Below are 20,724 nucleotides of genomic sequence, written 5' to 3' on the forward strand. Positions count from 1 at the left end.
TAATAGCCTTCCTGACCGCTAATGGCGTCCTGCGTAAAGTTCATATCAAGCAGAAAAAGGTCGTAAGAATCCTGCCCCATCAGCTTAGGAATATCGTTGGGGTTCGATGTGGTAGTGACCTGTTCTACGTATGGCTTTAGCAATAACTTCAGTGCAAAAAGAATGTCCTCGTTATCGTCTATTGCCAATATTTTGCCAAATTTCTTTACCATTGTCAAATACTTTTCTTGCGAAATATACGAAATTGGATTTTGGAGATGGTTTAAATTTAGCAATAATTGTGCGAAATCGAACACCGTTTGTTGCAATTGCGAACAATTGGAACGAGATTTTATTTGGTGCGTAATTGTTTATATTGCAGAAAATGAGATGTGTGCATTGTTTGGTACGTTAATGGATAACTAGGGGGAGATGTTGGAACTTTATTTTTCACTTTTATGGATAAGATTATTGAAAAAAAGGGTTGGGTTACCAAGAAGCAAATTTGGTATGGTGTATTTGCCCTAGTTATATTAGCGTTAATTCTTAAGATTGCATTTGGTGATAAGAGCCGTAAGCTGAATGTGGACTTGGACAAAGTTACCGTTGAAGAGGTAAAGCAAGATTTGTTTAAGGATTACATCGCTGTAATTGGAACAGTTGCTCCAATTCAGACTATTTATTTGGATGCAACCGAGTCGGGAAGTAGGGTTGAGGAGATTGTTCGGCGTGAAGGCTCAATGGTGAAAAAGGGCGATATCATCGCTCGGTTTAGCAACACTAGCCTTGTTATCGACATTTCGCGAACAGAGTCCGATGCATCTAGAACGACCAATGAACTACGCAATGCCCGCTTAAGTATGCAGCAGCAGTTGGTTGAGTCTCAAAGCCAGCTGCTAGATCAAAATTATAAACTTCAACAGCAGGAGCGTGCCTATCAACGTAGCATAGAACTGCATAAGAAAAACCTGATTTCTGATGAGGAATATAAAAGATCGAAGGAAGATTTAGACTATACAATGGCTAAGATAAAGTTGCTGAAGGAGAGCATACGGCAGGATTCAATATACAGAAAAACTCAGGTTGTTACATTGGAGAACGATGTTACTAGGATGCAGCAAAATTTAGCTATCGTTCGGCAGCGATTCGAAGGGTTGAATTTAAGGGCACCCGTGGCCGGTGAGCTAGCCTCACTGGATTTGGAGGTTGGCCAGGTAGTAAGTATGGGGACTCGAATTGGTCAGATTAACGTTTTGGATTCCTATAAATTGAAGGTTGAAATTGACGAACATTATATCTCTCGTGTAACGCGCAATCTTATTGGGGTGTGCGATTTCTCGGGTACCTCTTACAAGGCCAAAATAACCAAGGTCTATCCGGAGGTAAAGAATGGGCGATTTACTGTAGATATGGAATTTGTAGACTCCATTCCTTCTGATATTCGAATTGGGCAAACTTCAAGAATTCGTTTGGAACTTGGCGAGTCGAACATGGCTATACTTATTCCTCGCGGTGGATTTTACCAAAGTACTGGTGGACAGTGGATATTTGTAGTTGATCCCTCCGGAACCGTTGCAACCAAAAGACCAATAAGAATTAATCGTCAGAACCCATTGTACTATGAGGTTGTGGAAGGGTTGAAGCCAGGGGAGAAGGTGATAGTATCCAGCTACGATACTTTTGGCGACGTTGACAAGCTAATTCTCAAAAAATAAATATAGGTTTACCTAAAACATTATGGCTATGCTAAAGACTGTTGATTTAGTTAAGGTGTTCAGAACAGAGGAAGTTGAAACAACTGCTTTGAACAAGGTGAATATCGAGGTAAAGGAGGGTGAATTTGTCGCTATAATGGGGCCTTCTGGCTGCGGCAAATCAACTTTGCTCAACATTGTTGGTCTTCTTGACAATCCCAGCGGAGGAGAACTTCATTTCCTTGGCCACGAAGTTTCTAAGTTTAAGGAAAAGCAGCGTACAAACTTGCGAAAGGCAAACATTGGATTTGTTTTTCAAAGTTTTAACCTGATTGATGAGCTGACAGTTTTCGAAAATGTTGAGCTACCATTGCTATACTTGGGAGTTTCTGCCACGGAGCGAAAGAGAAAGGTGGAGGCAGTGCTGGACAGGATGAAAATGTCACATAGACGGAATCACTTTCCTCAGCAGCTTTCTGGTGGACAGCAGCAACGCGTGGCCATTGCCCGCGCAGTGGTAGCTAATCCAAAGTTGATATTGGCCGATGAGCCAACTGGTAATCTCGATTCTGCTAACGGTGAGGAGGTGATGAACTTGCTTTCCGAATTGAACAGCGAAGGGACTACCATTGTAATGGTGACACACTCTCCGAGCGATGCCGAAAAGGCACATCGTATCATTCATCTCTTCGACGGTCATGTTGTGACCGAAAATGTTAAGCGGATATTGTAACTAAGTAATTCAACGTTATGAGACAGCTTTGTATACCAGTTCCAGCTATCCCCGAAGGACAAGTTGCTGACATCATTTTCAAGATGGAGGGCAAGGAGGTGGCTTTTAGCTACAAGCTGGAATCTCTGCCATGGGAAGTAAGCATGGCCGGTGACGATGATAACGAGGGAAATCCTTCCCAAACGCTTGAAAAGATTTTGAAGTTGAGGGAGTACATTGCGGCACTTAGCGTTGAGTGGGAGTTAATTCAGATTTATACGCCCGAACCCAATGCAAGGCACATTCAGGTGCTGTTTAGAAAAAGAAATGGTTGATTGTTAACGTAATAACTAGGGGTATGAAGAAGGGGGTAATAGCATGTTTTGTCTCTTGTTTGATTGCTTTCGGCGTGAAAGGCGCAACCGTTGAAGGCAATGGAGGACAGACGCAGGCCAATTCACAGACTACCAAGGTAAGCGTATCACAGCCGACAGGGGGAACTCTTGCATCTTCTGTTGCAATGGAGGCAGTGCAGGTTGACAACACTGGTTCCTTTGTCAATTTCACGGAAGAAGATTTTTTGCCCTTCCTGTCCACAGGTTACAGTCAAGGAGATTGCGAAAGTGATTCTGTAAAGGTAAACCGCTGTAACTCCGACTCAGCACGTTTCATTAATGGGAAAACATTGGCTGTCCCGGTTCTTTAAATTACGTTTTGAAATGAGGAAAAGTATTTTATTTGTTCTGGCTCTGATGGCCAGTGTAGGCGTTTTTGGCCAAAAACAATGGACGCTAGATGATTGTTTGAAGTATGCTTTGGACAATAACCTACAGTATAAGCGTGCCGAACTTGCGGTTAAGTTGGGCTCAGCAAATGCTGCCCAGTCTGTCATGGAGATGGTCCCTACTTTATCTGGTGATGCGTCATATGGCAAGGCAATAGGTCGCGCATACAATTACAATGCCAACTCGTATCAAGATGCAACAGTAAATGGAGGCTCGCTATCTCTTTCAGGGAGTGTAACCCTTTTTCAAGGTTTTAGTTTGGTGAATGGGGCCCGTGCTTCTCGCTACGATTTTGAGAAAGCCAAAGCGTCGCTTGCCACTGAACGAAAAAATCTTTCGTTGAATATCATGGTTAAGTATATAGATGTGCTGTTTAAGAGAGACCTGTATAAAGCCGCGGAGCAGCAGGAGACAATTTCAAAGCAGGATTTAGACAAGGAGGAAAATCTTTATAATCTAGGTGGCGTTTCCAATGCTGAGTATCTTGAAATTAAAGCGCAATATGCTCGTAGCGCAGCCGATGTGGTAAGCTATCAGAACCAGTATCAGCTGGTTCTTGTCGATTTGGCTCAACTTTTGGAAATTCCCGATGTCATGAACTTCAATATTGCTTCGCCTTCAAGTGTAGATACTACCCTAACCAACGATCTGCCCCAACTGGATGGTGTCCTTGCAGAAAAGGACTCTTGGTTTCCGGAACTTAAGGTGGCACAGAATAATATGAAGGCGAGGGAGATGAACTACTATTCAACCCTCGGAGGACTGGCACCTCGATTATTCTTTTCTTATAGCATGTCGTCGTGGTATTCCGATAATGCAACAGATCCAAGGGATCCAACAGGAATGACTACATATCCTGCTTATGGCTATAAAAGCCAAATCAATGATAATCGCCTAAGATCTATATCGGTCGGTCTTTCTATACCAATTCTTGATAGGTTTTCTGCTCAAACAAACAGGGCGAGGAAAAAGATTGCCTATAACGATGCAAAGTTAAGCTATCAACAAACGGTGAATGCTGCAACGAAGGAGGTTATAAATGCCTATTTAGAAGCAACTGGCGCCTGGAATAACTATGTGGCATCCAAGGACAAGTTTGAAGCTTCAAGTGCGGCATGGAATGCTACCAAGGAGAAGTATGAATTGGGAGCAGCTAACTCAATTGACTTGGGTATTGCTCAAAAGAATCTTTTTGAAGCCACCACCAACTTTATCAATTCAAAGTACTCTTATGTGCTGCGAAAAAAAATATTGGACTACTATCAAGGAAAGCCTTTGACTTTAGAGTAGGAATTTAATGGGGCGTTTGCCCCCTTTCCCCTTTAGGCGAGAATTTTTTCGTAACAGGTGTACAACAGCAGGTCCTGTGAATGACCTATCTCCCCAACTTTGGTGTATCCTCTGTTTGAGAAGAAATCGCTGGTGGTTTGATTCTTGGTGTAGGTGTCGAGCCTGATGGATTGAAATTTATTTTTTTTAGCAAATTCCTCGGCGAACTCAAGCAGCTGCGTTCCATATCCTCTTTTTTGAAAGTATGGAACCACAGCAATCCTGTGAACTACCAAGGCATTAGACGATCCCTTCCAGGTGAGATTATTATAGGTTGAGTCTTGTTCTTCGTTAAGGGTAATCACGCCAACGGTTGTTCGTTCTTTGCGGAGCAAATACACCTGCCCATTTAACACGTTGTTCCGCACTTTTGTATAGGAGGGATAGGCACTGTTCCAGTGAGTAAACCCTTTAGAGATAAGATCCTCTGCATTTAACTTGTAAATAAACATTATCTCCAGAAGGTTTTCTTCTTCCGCCTTTATAATTTCTGTTTTCATAACATGGACAATGCCCTTATTTGTTAACCCAAAAGTATAAAAATCTTAATCACTTCTATCAATTTCTTGCTCGGTTCGAGAATTTGAGAAGCGTTTTTTAGAGTTTATCGAATACAACCTTGCCTCCAACAACCGTTGTCAAAACTTTTACTTTGGGGATTGTATCCGAGAAAGATTCTATTAAGTCCGTTGGAAGGATAACAAAATCAGCAAATTTGCCAACCTCTAAGCTTCCAACATATTTTTCCATGAAGTTTGCCTTGGCGGCCCAAATGGTCATTGCTTTAAGCGCTGCTGTTTTATCAATAGCGTTTTCAGGTTGAAACGGCGTTCCCGATGGATGTGTTGGACTCTTTCTGGCAACCCCCGCGTAGTATCCATATAGCGGATTGATGGCTTCAACTGGGAAGTCGCTCCCGTTAGGTAGCCACCCATTTTGATCGAGCAGATCTTTGTAGGCATAGGCATACTTAATTCTTGAGCCTAGCCTTTTCCCGGCCCATCCCATGTCGGAGGTGGCATGGGTGGTCTGAATCGACGGTATAATAGAGTATTTACCAAAGAGAGAGAAATCAGTGGGCGCAACAACTTGGGCATGTTCAATTCGCCATCTCCGGTCATTTTTCCCTTTGAGATATTTGCCATAGGTGGAGAGTACTCGGTGGCAGGCTGCATCTCCAATACAGTGTGTATTCACCTGAAATCCATTTTTGTAGCCCAATTCGCAAACTTCGTTGAGTTCCTTCTCCGTTAAAGTCCAAATACCGCTGGTATTACCCATGTCGCTGTATGGTTCAATAAGTTTAGCACCTCTTGAGCCGAGGGCACCATCGGCAAAGAGCTTGATGGAGCTGACATATAGATTTGTAGTGTGAAATGGTCCTTTATTAATCACTGAATCAATATTTTCCTCCGATGGATTGAGCATTGCATAAACTCTTAGGCTGAGGTTGTTTTTCTTAAACTCATCTTCTAAGAATTTAAGCATCTCATAGTCGATGCCAGCGTCGGTAACGGATGTAAGACCGACTGAAAAACAATTTTTCTCTGCAATTTTTAGCAATCCATCCAACTTTTCATTGGCAATTTGAGGAATGTGCTTTTGAACTAGCTCTATGGCATTGTCCAGAAGAACACCGGTAGGCTTCCCATTTAAGATTGGAATTTCGCCCCCCTCAACAATTGTGGAATTAGTTATTCCTGCTACTTTTAGGGCAGCATCGTTTACCAGGGCAGCATGGCCATCAATTCGAACCAGAAAAACTGGTTTATCGGGAAATGCCTTGCTCAACTCGTCGTTGGTTGGCATCTTCTTGACTTTCCAGCGGTTCTGGTCCCAGCCTCTGCCAATAACCCAATCAGATGGATATTTTTCTGCATGCTCCTTGAGCCTAGATATCATTTCAGTGTATGATTCTACTCCGTCAAGGTTGGCTGTTCCCAGATATTCCGCATAGCCTGTAAAGTGGGAGTGAGGATCAATGAATCCTGGATACACGAATTTCCCTTTCAGGTCAATTTTGTTGTTGGAAATGTAGCTGTTCAGAATTGTGCTATCAGAGCCAATGGCAACAATCTTTCCATTCGAAACTGCCATTGCGCTGGCAATGGAAAATGATGAGTCAACGGTGTAGATCTTTCCGTTGAACACAATTAAATCTGTTTTTTTCATTGTAGTGCAGGATGTGGCAATTGTTGAGAAAAGAATAATTGTTGTGGTTTTGACGATTTTATCGAAGTGCATTTAAACCAATTTTTTTGTTCAACCAAAATACTGAAAAAAAGTTGTCGTTTATTAAAGGTAATGTAATAGCTTTGATGCCATACTTAATACATCTATGAAGTTAGTTCTCCCTACATTGTTCATTCTTGGTTTAACTTTTCTTTCCTGCCAAAAGGAGGTGATTAGCACTAACTCCACAGACAGGCTTTCCTTTTCGATGGATACCGTTGTTTTTGATACCGTATTTGCTTCCGTTGGCAGCTCCACTCGAAACTTTATGGTATACAACAAAAGTAATTCCCGGGTGAAAATCTCAAAAGTTTGGCTTGCCGGAGGAGTAAGTTCACCATATAAGATTAATGTTGATGGTGAACCTGGCCCAACGGTTAATGATCTGGAGTTGGCTTCTGGTGATTCTGCTTATGTTTTTGTAAACGTAACGGTCGATCCTTCAAACAATGATTCTCCCTTGGCAGTGGAGGATTCGGTTATGTTCGAACTCAACGGAAATATTGCAGGGGTAAAGCTTTTGTCGTGGGGCCAGGATGTGGTCCTGCTCGATGGTACAATAATATCTTCGCAAACTTTTTCGGCAGCAAAACCTTACCTCGTTTATAACTCGGCTTTAGTTCCTTTGGGAGCTGTTTTAAATGTTGATGCAGGTGCACGATTCTATTTTCACAACAATTCGAGGCTTTATGTGCAGGGGACAATGACCGTAAATGGCACCTTTGAAAATCCAGTTTCATTTTCTGGTGATAGACTCGAACAGTTTTACCAAGATAAGGCTGGCCAGTGGGCCGGTATCTATTTTATGGCTGGAAGTTCAGGCAACATAATGAATTGGTGTGATGTGAAAAATGCCATTACCGGCATTCAGGTAGATACTTTTAAGGTTGCCAGCGAACCGACGCTCACCCTCACAAATACTCGGGTAGAAAATATGTCTGCCTTTGGACTGTTGGCGAGGGGTGCCATTATTGATGCGGGGAACTGTCTGTTTGCCAATTGTGGACAGGCAACAGTTGCATTGACCCTAGGTGGCAATTATGTGTTTAACCAGTGTACCATGGCCAACTACTGGGGCGATTACTATTCCCGAAAGTATCCACAGCTCTGGCTTAACAACTATTACCTGTATCAACCAACCGGTGGGTCACTTACCATGGTTTCTCGCGATATTGAAAGAGCCGATTTTTATAACTGCATTGTGTATGGGGGGAGTATGTCGAATGAGGTATGGGTCGATACCTCTTATAATGGCATGATCTCGTCAGCCAAGATGACATACAAGTTTCTGAATTCCATCGTAAAAGTTCCTGCTGGGACAAGTATGCCAGCTTCTCGGTTTGTCAATGTGCTAAGTGACGATCCGAAGTTCATCGATCCACAAAATTTTTCATACCTTTTGGATACTCTTTCACCTGCCAAGGATTTAGGTCTGTTGCAGTATGGGCTTCTTTTTCCAATGGATCTAAAGGGTGATTCTAGAATTGCTGATGGGGCACCAGATGCCGGTGCCTTTGAACGAGTGGGAGGGAAGTAGAGCATTACTCTTTGAAGGTTAATAGAGACTTAGGTTTCAAATGACATAGTGTTTTCATAAGGCGTTTCATCAACCAACTGAGGGATGAGAAATCTGCTACTAATTATTTTCTTGATTCTGATTACAATCAAGCCCTCCTTTGCCCAGAACCAGGGCAGGGTAAACATGCTATGGTACAATACCGAAAATCTCTTTGACCCATTTGATGATTCCTTGACCGTTGACGATGAGTTTACAATGGCTGGCGCTCGCCACTGGACGTGGGCGAAAATGGAGAAGAAACTCGATGGCATCTATAAGGTGATCGTGGCATCATTTGGATTTGAGCCTCCCTTAATCGTTGGCCTTTGTGAGGTTGAAAACCGATTTGTGCTAAACCGTCTTGTGTATGAAACACCTCTTTCTAAATTTGAATATCGTGTTCTACATGCTGAATCGCCTGATGCTAGAGGGATAGATGTTGCTCTTTTATATCGGAGTAAAAGACTGTGGCTAAAACAAAACCGATTTATAAGGTCGTATCCACCCCAGGGTCATCGATCACGTGATATTCTCTATGCGAAGTTTTTGTTAGACAATACCGATACCCTTCATCTGTTTCTGAACCATTGGCCCTCAAAGTATGGTGGCGAATTAGAAACGGAGAAGGCTAGGGCTTATGCGGCAACTATGCTTTCTACGGCAATTGATTCAGTATTGATCAGAGACAGCCTTGCAAACATTGTAGTTATGGGCGATTTTAACGATGATCCGGATAACAATACCATTCAATCAATCCTGAAATTTCGCTTTTTGGATGATTCTGATTTGGGCAATACTAAGTTGGTAAACCTGTCGAAGTTGTTTTATGCCAATGGAATAGGAACACATAAGTATCAAGGTCATTGGGCCGTGATTGATCAGGTAATGGTATCCAACTCTTTTTTTGCACCCTACAATGCATTATCAATCAATCCAGAATCGTGCAGGGTTTTTGCTGCTCCTTTTCTACTAGAACCCGATGAGCAATATACTGGGATGAAACCGTTCCGAACCTTTGTTGGGTTTAAATACCACGGAGGCTACAGTGACCATCTGCCCGTGTTACTCACAATTGATCGGAGGTTTTAGGTGAAGTGCTCAGGTCTTTTGTTGGTACAAGGTTGAAGTCCTTCGCTTTTTCTAACATCAACGCGTAAGCTTCTTCAAAATGGTTTGGAATTATTCCATCTAAAATGGCTTCTTTGATGAATGCTTTGATGTCTCCTACTGCTCTACAGGGACCAATTTGGAACACCTCCATAATCATTTCCCCGGTGATGGGTGGCTGGAAGTTGCGGACGGCATCCTTCTCCTCAATCTCCTTAAGCTTAGTTCTAACAAGAGCAAAGTTGCTTTGATGCCGTTTTACCGTTGCCTCGTTTTTAGATGTGATATCTGCTTCGCAAAGCATCATGAGGTCCTCAATATCATCACCGGCCTCAAAAAGCAATCGTCTAACCGCCGAATCGGTCACCACTTCTTGCGATAGAACAATGGGGCGCAGATGCAGCTGAACAAGTTTCTGGACATACTTCATTTTTTCGTTCATCGGCAATTTAAGCTCCCTGAAAATTCCCGGGATCATTTTTGCACCAATGAACTCATGCCCGTGGAATGTCCATCCTTGTTTTGGGTGGTAGGCTTTTGTTGCGGGCTTTGCAATGTCGTGCAGCAAGGCTGCCCATAGAAGCCAAAGTTTATCTGAATTGGCTCTTAGGTTGTCCAGAACTTTGAGGGTGTGAGTGAAGTTCTCCTTGTGGCCTCTACCTTCTTTTGTTTCAACACCCTTTAACTTCTCTAATGATGGCAGAATATAGGTGAGCAATCCAGACTTGTCAAACAGCACAAAACCCAAGGATGGCTTTTTTGAAACCATAATTTTGTTAAGCTCGTCGGCTATTCTCTCCTTCGATACAATGGTTATTCTTTCCTTTATCGTGCTTATGGCTTCAAAAGTTTTGTCGTCAATTTTAAACCCCAATTGAGCCGAGAACCTTATTGCCCTTATCATGCGGAGTGGATCGTCGGAAAAGGTGGTAATTGGGTCGAGAGGTGTCCGGATAATCCTATTTTTAAGGTCTTCAACACCATTGAAAGGATCCACCAACGTGCCATAATCTTTTTTGTTGAGGCTAATGGCTAGTGCATTAATGGTGAAGTCTCTGCGGTTCTGATCGTCCTCCAGCGTTCCATCCTCCACAATTGGTTTTCGGGAGTTTTTTCTATACGACTCTTTTCTGGCACCCACAAACTCAACCTCCACTTCGCCGTAACGGAGCATGGCAGTGCCAAAGTTTTTAAAAACGGTGACATTATTGATGCCAGCCTTTTCGGCGACCAGCTCTGCCATCCTTATTCCGCTACCCTGGACTACTATGTCGATATCCTTCGATGGACGCTTAAGTAGGCAATCTCTAACAAACCCTCCGATTACATACGACGGAAGATTGTGTTCTTCAGAAACTTGGGATATTATACTAAAAATTGAATTTTCCAGACAATAATTCATATGTAGATATGACAAAGTGTTATTTTACACGACAAAATTACAAACATTTTCACCTTTTCTTGGTTTATTTTTAGCAGAGTGATATTGGAATGCTTTTTGCAAAGAACACTGAACATTTCTAAATTTATTCATAACTTAATATTCTTTATCATGTTGGAACATCTCACTGTTGATACGTTTAAGTCGAAAGTCTTTAACTATGAGGCAAATACGGAATGGAAATTTGAGGGACAACGTCCAGCGGTAATCGATTTTTATGCCGATTGGTGTGGCCCATGCAAAACGGTTGCCCCGATTTTGGAAGAGCTTGCCACCGAGTTTAAAGATAAGCTGGATATTTATAAGGTAGACACTGAAGATCAGCAAGAGCTGGCAGCAGTTTTTGGTATTCGATCAATTCCTTCACTCCTTTTTATTCCGGTTGAGGGTCAACCTCAAATGGCAATGGGAGCCCTGCCTAAAGATTCCTTTAAGCAGGCTTTTAAAGAAGTTCTTAATGTTGAATAGTGCACGTAAAGTGCAAGGAAGCGGAGTCGGGACAACCCGACTCCGCTTTTTTTGTCAACATGCTTCACCATTCGTGGATTGTGCAGTTTGTGTTTGATATTGTAAAAACTTGGGCTACATTTGTCCAATCTTTAGGGGTGCCTTAATATAACAGGCTGAGATCATACCCTTTGACCTGATCCGGGTAATGCCGGCGTAGGGATACTAAGAGTTAATTCCAGTTTTTACACCCCTTGTTGTTCTTGGTTGAGTTATGTGCATCGTGCAGATATCCCGGGATCTGCCATTTTGCCATGACCGCCTTTTGATAATCTATTCTTAACCAAAAAAACAATGAGGAAAATTTTATTTCTGTTTCTATTTGCCTTGACAATTGCCAATCTGTTTGCTGAGAATACGCCAGTAGTTGGATGGAAAATATCAGGCAGGGTGGTCGATGAAGTTGGGAAACCGCTGGTTGGAGCGTCAATTTTAGTTGTAAATACATTTAAGGGTGCAGTTGCCGATAGGGATGGCAAATTTGATATTGCCAAGCTGCCGGCTGGGAATTACTCCTTGAAGGTTAGCTTTGTTGGCTATTCCGATACCACAGTTGCCGTTGATCTGCAGAGGGACTTGAACCTGAATATTCAGCTCACTCCTTCTTCCACTCTTGGTGAAGAGGTTGTGATAACGGCTCTAAAGGCATCATCTAAAACCCCAATGACATACAGCAATCTATCTGTTGAGCGCATCAAAGAGGGTAATACCGTTGCCGACCTTCCGCTTATTCTTGGTGTGCTACCTTCGGTTGTTTCAACCTCTGAGAGTGGTGGAGGAATTGGTAATACTGCATTTAGAATTAGAGGAACTGATCCTTCACGCATCAATGTGACCTTGAATGGCATTCCACTTAACGATGCGGAGTCGCAAACCGTGTTTTGGGTTGATTTGCCTGACATTGCTAGCAGCATTAGTTCGCTTCAGGTAGAGCGCGGAGTTGGGTCGTCAACCAATGGCTCGGGAGCATTTGGAGGAACGGTCACCATTCAAACACAAGCTGCATTGCCTGAACCATATGCAACCATCGATGCTGCCTACGGAGCTTTTAATACGCAGAAGTTGGCTTTTTCTACAGGTTCTGGCCTAATTCACAACAAGTTTAGCTTCGATGTACGTTATTCACGCCAGCTTACCGATGGGTATGTTGACCACACCGGTTCGGACCACACCTCAATGCTTATTTCTGGCGCTTGGCTTACGGAGAGAAGTGTGTTGAAGGCCAACTTTATTATGGGCGAAGAGCACACCGATATAAGCTGGAATGGTGTTCCATCATATGCGCTTGACACCAACCGTCGCTACAATCCTTCAGGACTATACTATTCAGATGATGGTAAAATTCATAGGTACAATAATGAAACGGATAACTACTGGTTGAACCACTATCAGCTGCTCTACTCCTTGAAAATTGGTAACCGTTTTATGCTAAACTTAGCTGGTCACCTAACACCGGGTAAAGGCTACTATGAGGAGTATAAGGATAATACATCCCTTTCTAACTATGGAATTCCAAATCAACAAGTAGGGGGCACTGCGGTAAGTGAATCTGATTTGATTCAGCAGAAGTGGCTCAATAATCGGTTTTATGGCGGGACCTATTCATTTTCTTACAAGTCGAGTAAAGCCGAAATAATCCTTGGCGGTGGAGCAAATCGATACGATGGTAATCACTTCGGAAAGATTAAGTGGGTTGAAAAAAATCAGAATATACCATACGATTATGAATGGTATAAAAACAGGGGGGTAAAGGATGACTTCAACTCATTTTTAAAGGTGACGCTGGACCTTCCTGCTGGATTTTCCTGTTTTGCTGACTTGCAATATCGTTACATATATTATAAGATGGATGGTGTTGATGACGATTTGGCTAATTTGTGGCAAACCAATAGATGGGACTTTTTTAATCCTAAAGCAGGTATTTCCTTTCGACACTTAAACCATAAGGCTTATGTTTCCTTTGCAGTTGCCAATAGAGAACCTGCCAGAAGCGATTTGAAGGATGCCACAAAAGATGGTGCATTAGTAAAACCAAAGTCTGAGCGATTGTATGACCTAGAACTTGGTTACGCATACACCACCAAATCGTTGGTGGCAAAAGCCACCTTTTACTACATGCGCTATAAAGATCAGCTCGTAAATACTGGAAAACTTAACGATGTGGGATATCCTTTAATGACCAATGTTGACAACAGCTATCGAAGAGGGGTTGAGGTTGAAGCTTCCTATGCAGCACTGTCATGGCTTTCGGTGATGGGTAATCTTGCATTAAGCCAGAACCGAATTAATAATTTTGTGGAGTACGTCGACCTCTATGATAACTCCTCAGACTGGAATAGCCTTGGACAACAATCGACTAAATTAGGAACAACCGATATCTCTTTTTCCCCTAATGTAGTAAGTGCAGGAGCATTGATCGTTCAGCCTCGCAAAAATCTTCGACTGATCCTTCAGGGGAAATATGTTGGCAAGCAATATATCGACAACTCTTCGAGCAGCGAAAGAATGCTTAAGGCTTATGGGGTAATTGATTCTAGGTTAGAGTATAGGTTTGGCTATAAAGGTTCGTCATTTACCGTAATGCTTTTGGCCAACAACCTCTTAAATAAGATGTATCTGGTTAATGGGTGGATTTACCGGGCTAATTTTGCCGATGGAAGTCCTGATTATATTGAAGATGGATATTTTCCACAGGCTGGCCGCAATTTTGCATTACGCTTAGTGGCCAATTTTTAACTTTTAACTGCTTTATCGGCATAGAATTATGGAGTATCTTTATCTAGCATATAATTGGGCTATTGGCCACTATGTGGAGTTGCTGGGCACAATTTCGGGGTTGGTTTATCTATATTTGGAGATAAAAGAACGAGTTTGGCTATGGCCTGTTGGGTTGGCTACTTCCGCACTTTATGTTGTAGTATTCTATACATCTAAGTTCTATGCCGATATGGCATTGAATATTTACTACGTTCTCATTAGCTTTTATGGGTGGTATCAATGGCTTTTTGGGGGAACTTCTGCAAAGCACAAGAATGTACCTCTGCGAATTCAACCCACACCAACCCGTCTTTGGCCATGGCTTGCAGCAGCATTTGCAGTTTTCTTCTTTTTGCTTTGGTGGATTCTTAAAGATTTTACCGACTCTCCCGTACCTCTTGGTGATGCATTTACCACCGCCCTGAGTATTGTGGCAACGTGGATGCTAACAAAAAAATACGTTGAGCAATGGTGGTTGTGGGTTATTGTAAATGCCGTATCGATGAGTTTATACGTTTGGAAGGGTCTATACCCCACCTCAGTTCTATTTTTCTTTTATACAACATTGGCGGTTGTTGGCTATTATAAGTGGAAACAGACAATGATGGAGGAGGGCAACGAAAAATAGCCTATACTTGTTTTAAGGTAGGTGATCGAATTGTAGGATTATATGGAGAATTACTATGGTTAATGATTTTGATGCGGTCATATTAGCAAATGGGAAGTATCCCGAGCGTGAGGAACCGGTAAGTATACTTTCATCTGCTAAGTTTCTTATTTGTTGTGATGGAGCAGCGGTAAAGCACGTTGGCAGGGGAAACACTCCCGACGCCGTAGTGGGTGACTTGGATTCCCTGCCGGGTGAACTTAAGCTAGCATTTGCCGAAAAGCTCTATCACGATCCCGATCAGAACACCAATGATTTAACAAAGTCCATAAGGTTTTGCCAGGCGAATGGATTTCGTCGCATTGCCATACTTGGTTCAACAGGCTTACGAGAGGACCATACGCTGGGTAACATTTCGCTTATGGTAAACTATGCGCAAACTGATTTGGACGTTACGATTATAACCGACACTGGGATTTTTATTCCGGTGCTTGCTTCTCGCTCGTTTGCCAGTTTTGCAGGACAGCAGATTTCCCTCTTTTCCTTTAATAGCGAAACAACAATCACCACCGAAGGGCTGAAGTATCCAATTGTCGGACAAAAGCTCTCCATGTGGTGGCAGGGAACGTTGAATGAGGCTCTTGGGGAAAGTTTTCGAATTGACTTTTCGCCGGGACCGCTTGCAGTCTATTTCTTGTTTCGAGATTGTCGTTAGTCTAAACCTCTGAAATTAAAAGTTGATATGCCCTTTTTATCCCAACCGACACCTTGGCGTTTTTGATGGGAGAAAGGCCAAGCATATTCTGTCGGATTTCGTTTATGTTTTCAAGTGGAATTTGGCTAAATGATTTTTTTGAATGCATAATTACCAAGCCTACGGCAGTTTTTATGCTGTGTGCCTTTATTCTTATGGTGTTAGAGGAGTACCGCGAGGGATGGATGTGGACATATCGATTGGATTTTGTTCCGGGAAGAATTGTCCAACGTGAACCATCACTTAGGTCTAGTTCCCGAAATCTCTTTGGGCTTTCCCTGAGCCAAATTCGAAACTGCTCTTCCGCAAGAATTTGATTGTTTAGTAAAAGTGCAATAACCTCTTCCGATATCTCTTTTGGGGTGAGCTGGCCAAGGTAGAGGTCAATGCTATTTTCGCCCAATGATTTTATATCTTCCGCAATCTCTTGGAGGTTGGAGCATTGCTTGATTTTTCCCCTTAGAAATTCCAAATGATGCTTCCAACAGTTTAGGAGAATAGGAGTTGGGATATCATTCTGCATTTCTTGTTGGACGGAGGTTGTTTATTCTACAAGTGCTATAGTATCTTTATCACGAGCAGGCGAAAGTTGCCAGGACCAACATTCTTTACACCGCGTTTTACTCCTGACGCAATTTCAATGGTCATGTCGGGTTCAACGGTAATCTGCTCATCTTCCGTTTCCACAATTCCTTCTCCTTCTAGAATATAGAATATAACATCAAAGGGGTTGGAATGCAGTTCGAGATTTTCACCAGGAAGGAGGTTTAAATGGATAATCTCCACCTTTTCACTGGAGAACATTTTTCTGCCATCAAGGTCGAATGGCACCTTTTCTGCTGTTTCAACGAGTTTTATTTTCATTGTTAATTCCTTTCACTTTTAGGTATGGATATGTCGTCTCACGGTCTGCTGGTGTGAATATACAAAAAAATAGAAAAGAGGACTAAAAGCCCTCTTTCCTAACCCTAAAACTAAACCTAAATTAACCTATTTGCCTATAGGTTGTGAAAACTCTTTATGTAATATGGCTGAATTCTTTTTCTATTGTAGGATGATTTTGTTCAGCCTATATATGATTTGATATCTCCTTTATCAAAGATGGTGCAAAAGTATATAAACATTTGTTAATTAACACTGTCTGAAATAGTGACTTTTGTGTTTTTGAAAAGAAAATTGTCTGTTTTTGAACATGTTTGGTCGTTTTCGAACAGTTTATCTAGGGATAGATACTTATATGGCTTTAGATTTTTGGTTCACGAATCATCGTAAGCAGCATTTTAAAGCGCGAAGTTGCAAGCACTGCATGTGTAATATTTGCAGGCATAATTATTGATTCCCCTGCTGAAAGCTGATTCTCTTGGCCGCCAATGGTTATGGTTGCATTTCCTTCAATAACTTGAGCTAGTGCATCAAACGGCGCAGTATGTTCGCTAAGGCTTTCCCCCTCATCAAAGGCAAAGAGTGATACATTGCCAGTGCTTTTTTTAATCACATTTTTGCTTACAATTCCTCCTGTGGCATACTCAACTTGGGTTGAGAAAGAAAATTTACTGCCTTTTATAAACTCTGTGTTTTCCATTGCTTCTTATTTTTGGTTAAAAAACAAGCCCTTCGTACGAAGGGCTTGGAATGATAACTATCCTACTAAGAGCTTAATGTCTTCGTCAACCGTTGTAATTCCACTGATTCCAAACTTGTCGACCAGAACATTAACAACATTTGGAGAGAGGAACGCTGGAAGTGAAGGGCCAAGATGAATATTCTTTACCCCTAGGTAAAGTAGAGCTAGCAGAACAATTACTGCTTTTTGCTCGTACCATGCAATGTTGTAGGCGATGGGAAGCTCATTGATGTCGTTGAGCTCAAACACCTCTTTTAGCTTCAGAGCTATAACGGCAAGTGAGTAGGAGTCATTGCACTGTCCGGCATCGAGCACACGTGGAATGCCGTTGATATCCCCCAATTGAAGTTTGTTATAGCGGTATTTTGCGCAGCCCGCGGTGAGAATAACGGTATCGTTTGGTAATTTTTGTGCAAACTCAGTGTAGTAGTCGCGCGACTTCATTCGACCATCGCAACCGGCCATAACAATAAACTTTCGGATGGCACCGCTTTTTACTGCTTCAACAACCTTGTCGGCTAATGCAAATACCTGAGCGTGTGCAAAACCGCCAACGATTTCTCCTTTTTCGATTTCAATGGGTGCTTTGCATCTTTTTGCATGCTCAATGATGGCTGAGAAGTCTTTTGCCTTACCGTTTGCTCTGTCCGGGATGTGGGTTGCACCTTTTAACCCCGATGCTCCGGTGGTGTAAATCCTGTCCTTATAGGTTGCACTTTCCATAGGTGGCACAATGCAGTTCGTGGTGAAAAGAATTGGACCGTTGAAAGTTTCAAACTCCTCACGCTGACGCCACCAGCTGCTGCCATAGTTGCCCACAAAGTGTTTGTATTTTTTGAAGGCAGGATAGTAGTTGGCGGGCAGCATTTCGCTGTGTGTGTATACATCTATTCCTGTACCTTCAGTCTGTTCTAGCAATTCTTGCATGTCCTTGAGGTCGTGACCACTAATAAGAATTGCTGGATTATTCCGAACGCCAATATTCACCTTGGTTATTTCTGGATTGCCATACATGGAGGTGTTGGCGTTATCGAGGAGCGCCATGGCGGTAACCCCGCTTTTTCCGGTCTCCATTACAAGACCAATTAGCTCGTCAACGGAAAGGTTTTGTGTGAGTTGAACAAGTGCTTTTTGCATAAAGGCAAACAGCTGTTTATCTTCCTTGCCAAGATTATAGGCGTGTTCGGCATATGCAGCCATCCCTTTCAATCCATAGGTGGCCAGCTGTTGAAGAGAGCGGATATCCTCGTTCTTTTCGGTAAGAACACCAACCTGAATGGCTTTGGCCTCAAATTCCTCAGGTTTTCCTGCCCAAGTGGCCCCATCGAATGAGGTGTTTACCTTGATGCCCGCCTTTTGAGCTTCTGCCTTTAGCATATCCCTTATTTCAATGGCCTTCTCTACCCTTTTGTAGAAAACATCTTTGTCGAAATTGGCATTAGTGATGGTGGCAAACAGGCCATCGAAGATGAATTTGTTTACTGTCGGGTTTTCGTAACCCGCTTTTTCCCTAAGTTCAACGGAGTATACCGATATACCCTTTAGTAGGTGCATAAGCAAGTCCATCATGTTTGCGAGATCGTCGGTTTTTCCGCAAACTCCTTTGATTGTGCAGCCTGTTCCTTTCGCTGCTTCTTGGCACTGGTAGCAAAACATTCCCATGATTGTTGATTTTAAGTGTTAGTATAGTTCTGTTAGTTGAGAGTTTCTCATTAAACCCATTTGTTTTCTTGTATTTCACCGTGAATTCCAACGGTTATTGATTTGATTGGAATTTTGCGTTGTGCCTTTTCCAACGCTAGCTTCACAAGGTGGACAAGTCCTCCGCAACAGGGAACCTCCATGCGCATCACCGTTATAGTGTCAATTTGTGCTTCGTCTATAAGCGCAGTTAACTTTTCAATATAGGACTCCTTGTTGCTGTCAAGTTTGGGGCAGGCAATGGCAAGCGTTTTTCCTTTTAGGTAATCGCGATGAAATGCTCCAAGAGAGAATGCAACACAGTCTGCGGCAAGCAGCAGATTTGAGCCTTTGAAGTGGCCAGATGATGGGTTGATAAGGTGCAGCTGGATGGGCCAGTGCGAAAGCTCCGAGGGTATTTCACCAGAGGCAGTAACCTGTGTCTGCACATTAAACGCTCTTGCTGCAGAACCAGGACATCCTCCTCCTGCATGAGGTATGGACGCTAGAGGCTTGGCAAATTGCTGTTTGTTTCCTTGCGATTCGTGGTTATGCACCTCCTGCAAAACATCATCAACGCTGAAGTTTAATGTGTCTTTTTGTCCTAGAAGATATTCGACCCCTTGGCGTAGATACTCTTTTTGCTGATACTCCTTGAGGTGCTTAAGGTGCGCCACTATTACGTTTTTGCCGCTTTTAACCATCTCCTGAATGGTTTTGACCTCGTTATAAGCATCAGCCTCCCTAACCTCTATGGTTATTGCACCTACAGGGCAGTCACCGATGCAGGCACCAAGACCATCGCACATAAGTTCACTAACTAGGGCAGCCTTTCCGTCAATCAACTGGAGCGCACCTTCATGACAACCGTTAATGCAGTTGCCACAGCCATTACACTTGTCTCTATCTATCCTAATGATTTCGCGTTTCATTGTATATTGCTTTTGTTTTTTTACTTTCAGGCATTAATCTCTGATGCAAATATCCTGTAATGCCAAGGAGTAAACTGTTGCATATGTTACAAACACTGAAATAAAATTGAGGAAATGTTAAATATGTTTTTGCTCCTCTCAAAATCCCCCTTTTTTAAAGGGCTGCTACCTGAACAGATTGAGGAACTATTTTCGCGCATTGGATACTCTGTTAAATCTTTTTCCAAGGGGCAGTTAATAGCTCAGAGGGAGGATGAGGTTCGGAGTTTGTGCATAATTATTCAAGGGAGTGTTAAAGGTGAGATGGTGGATTTTACAGGAAAAATTGTGAAGATTGAGGAGATGCACGCTCCAATGCCCATTGCGCATGCCTTCCTTTTTGGGGAGAAGAATTTCTTTCCGGTTGATGTTGTAGCGCTGGAGGATGTTAAGATATTATTTGTACCTAAAGAAGAGGTAATCAGAATGTTACAAGGCAATAACGTTGTTCTAGGTAACTATCTTAGTGCCATCTCAAATAGGGCTCAATTTCTCTCCTCAAAACTTTGGTTCCTTTCGTTTAGGACTATTAAGGAAAAGGTGGCTCAGTATCTGTTGGGATTAACTAAAGAGTCGCATGCCGATAAAGTTGTAATTCAGAAATCGCAAGGCGAACTTGCCGAGTTTTTTGGGGTTACTAGACCTTCGCTGGCGCGCGTATTTACTGAGATGGAGCAGGATGGACTTATTGTTGTGGAGCGTAAAGAGATATGGATAAAAAACCGTAATGGGTTGCTTGATGTATTAAAATAGAACTTTTGTCAAAACCATCTTGTGTTTCGTATTTTCTTGCCATATATTTGTCTCAACAGCAATATGCTGTAAGTAAGAAATCATGGTTTTGGTTTTTTTACTTGGCTGGTTTTGGTTGACATCGGAGGGGGCGTAAGCCCCCTTCGTAATTTTATACCTTTCTGTTTTCACTTTCCGGAAAACCACTTACTTTGTAAATATGTGTGGCGGTACAAATTCATTAATTTCTACCTA

Annotated in this window: 21 protein-coding genes and 1 riboswitch; of the genes, 12 read left to right on the forward strand and 9 right to left on the reverse strand. The window is 42.4% G+C overall.

Annotation, left to right across the window (positions count from 1 at the left end):
• Positions 1–212 (reverse strand): hypothetical protein (locus VMW01_09630; protein ID HUW06511.1); only part of this gene is annotated, 212 nt, incomplete at its 3' end.
• A 225-nt stretch (positions 213–437) separates the two neighbouring features.
• On the opposite strand from VMW01_09630, the gene VMW01_09635 reads away from it, so the two are divergent.
• The 5 genes from VMW01_09635 (at position 438) to VMW01_09655 (ending at position 4,460) form a co-directional block, all read left to right on the forward strand.
• A complete protein-coding gene (locus VMW01_09635; protein ID HUW06512.1) occupies positions 438–1,694 on the forward strand; it encodes an efflux RND transporter periplasmic adaptor subunit in 1,257 nt (418 codons plus the stop codon).
• Between the two features lie 28 nt (positions 1,695–1,722).
• Positions 1,723–2,406: an ABC transporter ATP-binding protein gene (locus tag VMW01_09640; protein ID HUW06513.1), complete on the forward strand. Its 684-nt coding sequence runs from the start codon at positions 1,723–1,725 to the stop codon at positions 2,404–2,406.
• 17 nt (positions 2,407–2,423) lie between these two features.
• Positions 2,424–2,720 (forward strand): hypothetical protein, encoded by a 297-nt coding sequence (locus tag VMW01_09645; protein HUW06514.1) that lies wholly within the window; start codon positions 2,424–2,426, stop codon positions 2,718–2,720.
• Positions 2,721–2,794: 74 nt separating this feature from the next.
• Complete coding sequence (locus VMW01_09650) at positions 2,795–3,091, forward strand: hypothetical protein (GenBank protein HUW06515.1); 297 nt, start codon at positions 2,795–2,797, stop codon at positions 3,089–3,091.
• 13 nt (positions 3,092–3,104) lie between these two features.
• Positions 3,105–4,460: a TolC family protein gene (locus VMW01_09655; GenBank protein HUW06516.1), complete on the forward strand. Its 1,356-nt coding sequence runs from the start codon at positions 3,105–3,107 to the stop codon at positions 4,458–4,460.
• Positions 4,461–4,492: 32 nt separating this feature from the next.
• On the opposite strand, the gene VMW01_09660 is transcribed toward VMW01_09655, so the two are convergent.
• Together VMW01_09660 and VMW01_09665 are read right to left on the reverse strand one after the other, a co-directional pair.
• On the reverse strand, positions 4,493–4,999 hold the full coding sequence (locus tag VMW01_09660) for a GNAT family N-acetyltransferase (protein HUW06517.1): 507 nt from the start codon (positions 4,997–4,999) through the stop codon (positions 4,493–4,495).
• Between the two features lie 97 nt (positions 5,000–5,096).
• Positions 5,097–6,671 (reverse strand): amidohydrolase, encoded by a 1,575-nt coding sequence (locus VMW01_09665; protein ID HUW06518.1) that lies wholly within the window; start codon positions 6,669–6,671, stop codon positions 5,097–5,099.
• Positions 6,672–6,837: 166 nt separating this feature from the next.
• On the opposite strand from VMW01_09665, the gene VMW01_09670 reads away from it, so the two are divergent.
• Positions 6,838–8,268 (forward strand): hypothetical protein, encoded by a 1,431-nt coding sequence (locus tag VMW01_09670; GenBank protein ID HUW06519.1) that lies wholly within the window; start codon positions 6,838–6,840, stop codon positions 8,266–8,268.
• Positions 8,269–8,352: 84 nt separating this feature from the next.
• Complete coding sequence (locus VMW01_09675; protein ID HUW06520.1) at positions 8,353–9,378, forward strand: endonuclease/exonuclease/phosphatase family protein; 1,026 nt, start codon at positions 8,353–8,355, stop codon at positions 9,376–9,378.
• Here the strand turns inward: VMW01_09675 and VMW01_09680 are convergent.
• On the reverse strand, positions 9,356–10,798 hold the full coding sequence (locus tag VMW01_09680; GenBank protein HUW06521.1) for an HD domain-containing protein: 1,443 nt from the start codon (positions 10,796–10,798) through the stop codon (positions 9,356–9,358). The genes VMW01_09675 and VMW01_09680 overlap by 23 nt on opposite strands.
• 150 nt (positions 10,799–10,948) lie before the next feature.
• Here VMW01_09680 and trxA point away from each other — a divergent pair, with 150 nt between their 5' ends.
• The 4 genes from trxA (at position 10,949) to VMW01_09700 (ending at position 15,423) form a co-directional block, all read left to right on the forward strand.
• Complete coding sequence (trxA, locus tag VMW01_09685) at positions 10,949–11,305, forward strand: thioredoxin (GenBank protein ID HUW06522.1); 357 nt, start codon at positions 10,949–10,951, stop codon at positions 11,303–11,305.
• 123 nt (positions 11,306–11,428) lie between these two features.
• Positions 11,429–11,524: riboswitch (TPP riboswitch) on the forward strand.
• A 114-nt stretch (positions 11,525–11,638) separates the two neighbouring features.
• Positions 11,639–14,080: a TonB-dependent receptor gene (locus VMW01_09690; GenBank protein ID HUW06523.1), complete on the forward strand. Its 2,442-nt coding sequence runs from the start codon at positions 11,639–11,641 to the stop codon at positions 14,078–14,080.
• A 28-nt stretch (positions 14,081–14,108) separates the two neighbouring features.
• Complete coding sequence (gene pnuC / locus VMW01_09695; protein ID HUW06524.1) at positions 14,109–14,729, forward strand: nicotinamide riboside transporter PnuC; 621 nt, start codon at positions 14,109–14,111, stop codon at positions 14,727–14,729.
• A gap of 55 nt (positions 14,730–14,784) precedes the next feature.
• Positions 14,785–15,423, forward strand: coding sequence for a thiamine diphosphokinase (locus tag VMW01_09700; protein ID HUW06525.1), 639 nt, complete (start codon positions 14,785–14,787; stop codon positions 15,421–15,423).
• A 1-nt stretch (position 15,424) separates the two neighbouring features.
• Here VMW01_09700 and VMW01_09705 read toward each other — a convergent pair whose 3' ends face one another.
• The 5 genes from VMW01_09705 to VMW01_09725 all read right to left on the reverse strand — a co-directional run bounded on the left by VMW01_09705 (position 15,425) and on the right by VMW01_09725 (position 19,698).
• Positions 15,425–15,934, reverse strand: coding sequence for a hypothetical protein (locus tag VMW01_09705; GenBank protein HUW06526.1), 510 nt, complete (start codon positions 15,932–15,934; stop codon positions 15,425–15,427).
• Positions 15,935–16,020: 86 nt separating this feature from the next.
• A complete protein-coding gene (locus VMW01_09710; GenBank protein HUW06527.1) occupies positions 16,021–16,326 on the reverse strand; it encodes a cupin domain-containing protein in 306 nt (101 codons plus the stop codon).
• A 379-nt stretch (positions 16,327–16,705) separates the two neighbouring features.
• Positions 16,706–17,044 carry a cupin domain-containing protein gene (locus VMW01_09715; protein ID HUW06528.1) on the reverse strand — a complete coding sequence of 113 codons (339 nt, stop codon included), beginning with the start codon at positions 17,042–17,044 and terminating at the stop codon, positions 16,706–16,708.
• Positions 17,045–17,101: 57 nt separating this feature from the next.
• Positions 17,102–18,748, reverse strand: coding sequence for a hydroxylamine reductase (gene hcp, locus VMW01_09720; protein HUW06529.1), 1,647 nt, complete (start codon positions 18,746–18,748; stop codon positions 17,102–17,104).
• 50 nt (positions 18,749–18,798) lie between these two features.
• Entirely contained in the window at positions 18,799–19,698 is a 900-nt protein-coding gene (locus tag VMW01_09725; protein HUW06530.1) for a 4Fe-4S dicluster domain-containing protein, read from the reverse strand.
• A gap of 114 nt (positions 19,699–19,812) precedes the next feature.
• Between VMW01_09725 and VMW01_09730 the strand changes: the two genes are divergently transcribed.
• Positions 19,813–20,490: a Crp/Fnr family transcriptional regulator gene (locus tag VMW01_09730; GenBank protein ID HUW06531.1), complete on the forward strand. Its 678-nt coding sequence runs from the start codon at positions 19,813–19,815 to the stop codon at positions 20,488–20,490.
• Positions 20,491–20,724 lie beyond the last annotated feature (234 nt).

The organism is Williamwhitmania sp., from assembly GCA_035529935.1.
Lineage (GTDB): Bacteria > Bacteroidota > Bacteroidia > Bacteroidales > Williamwhitmaniaceae > Williamwhitmania.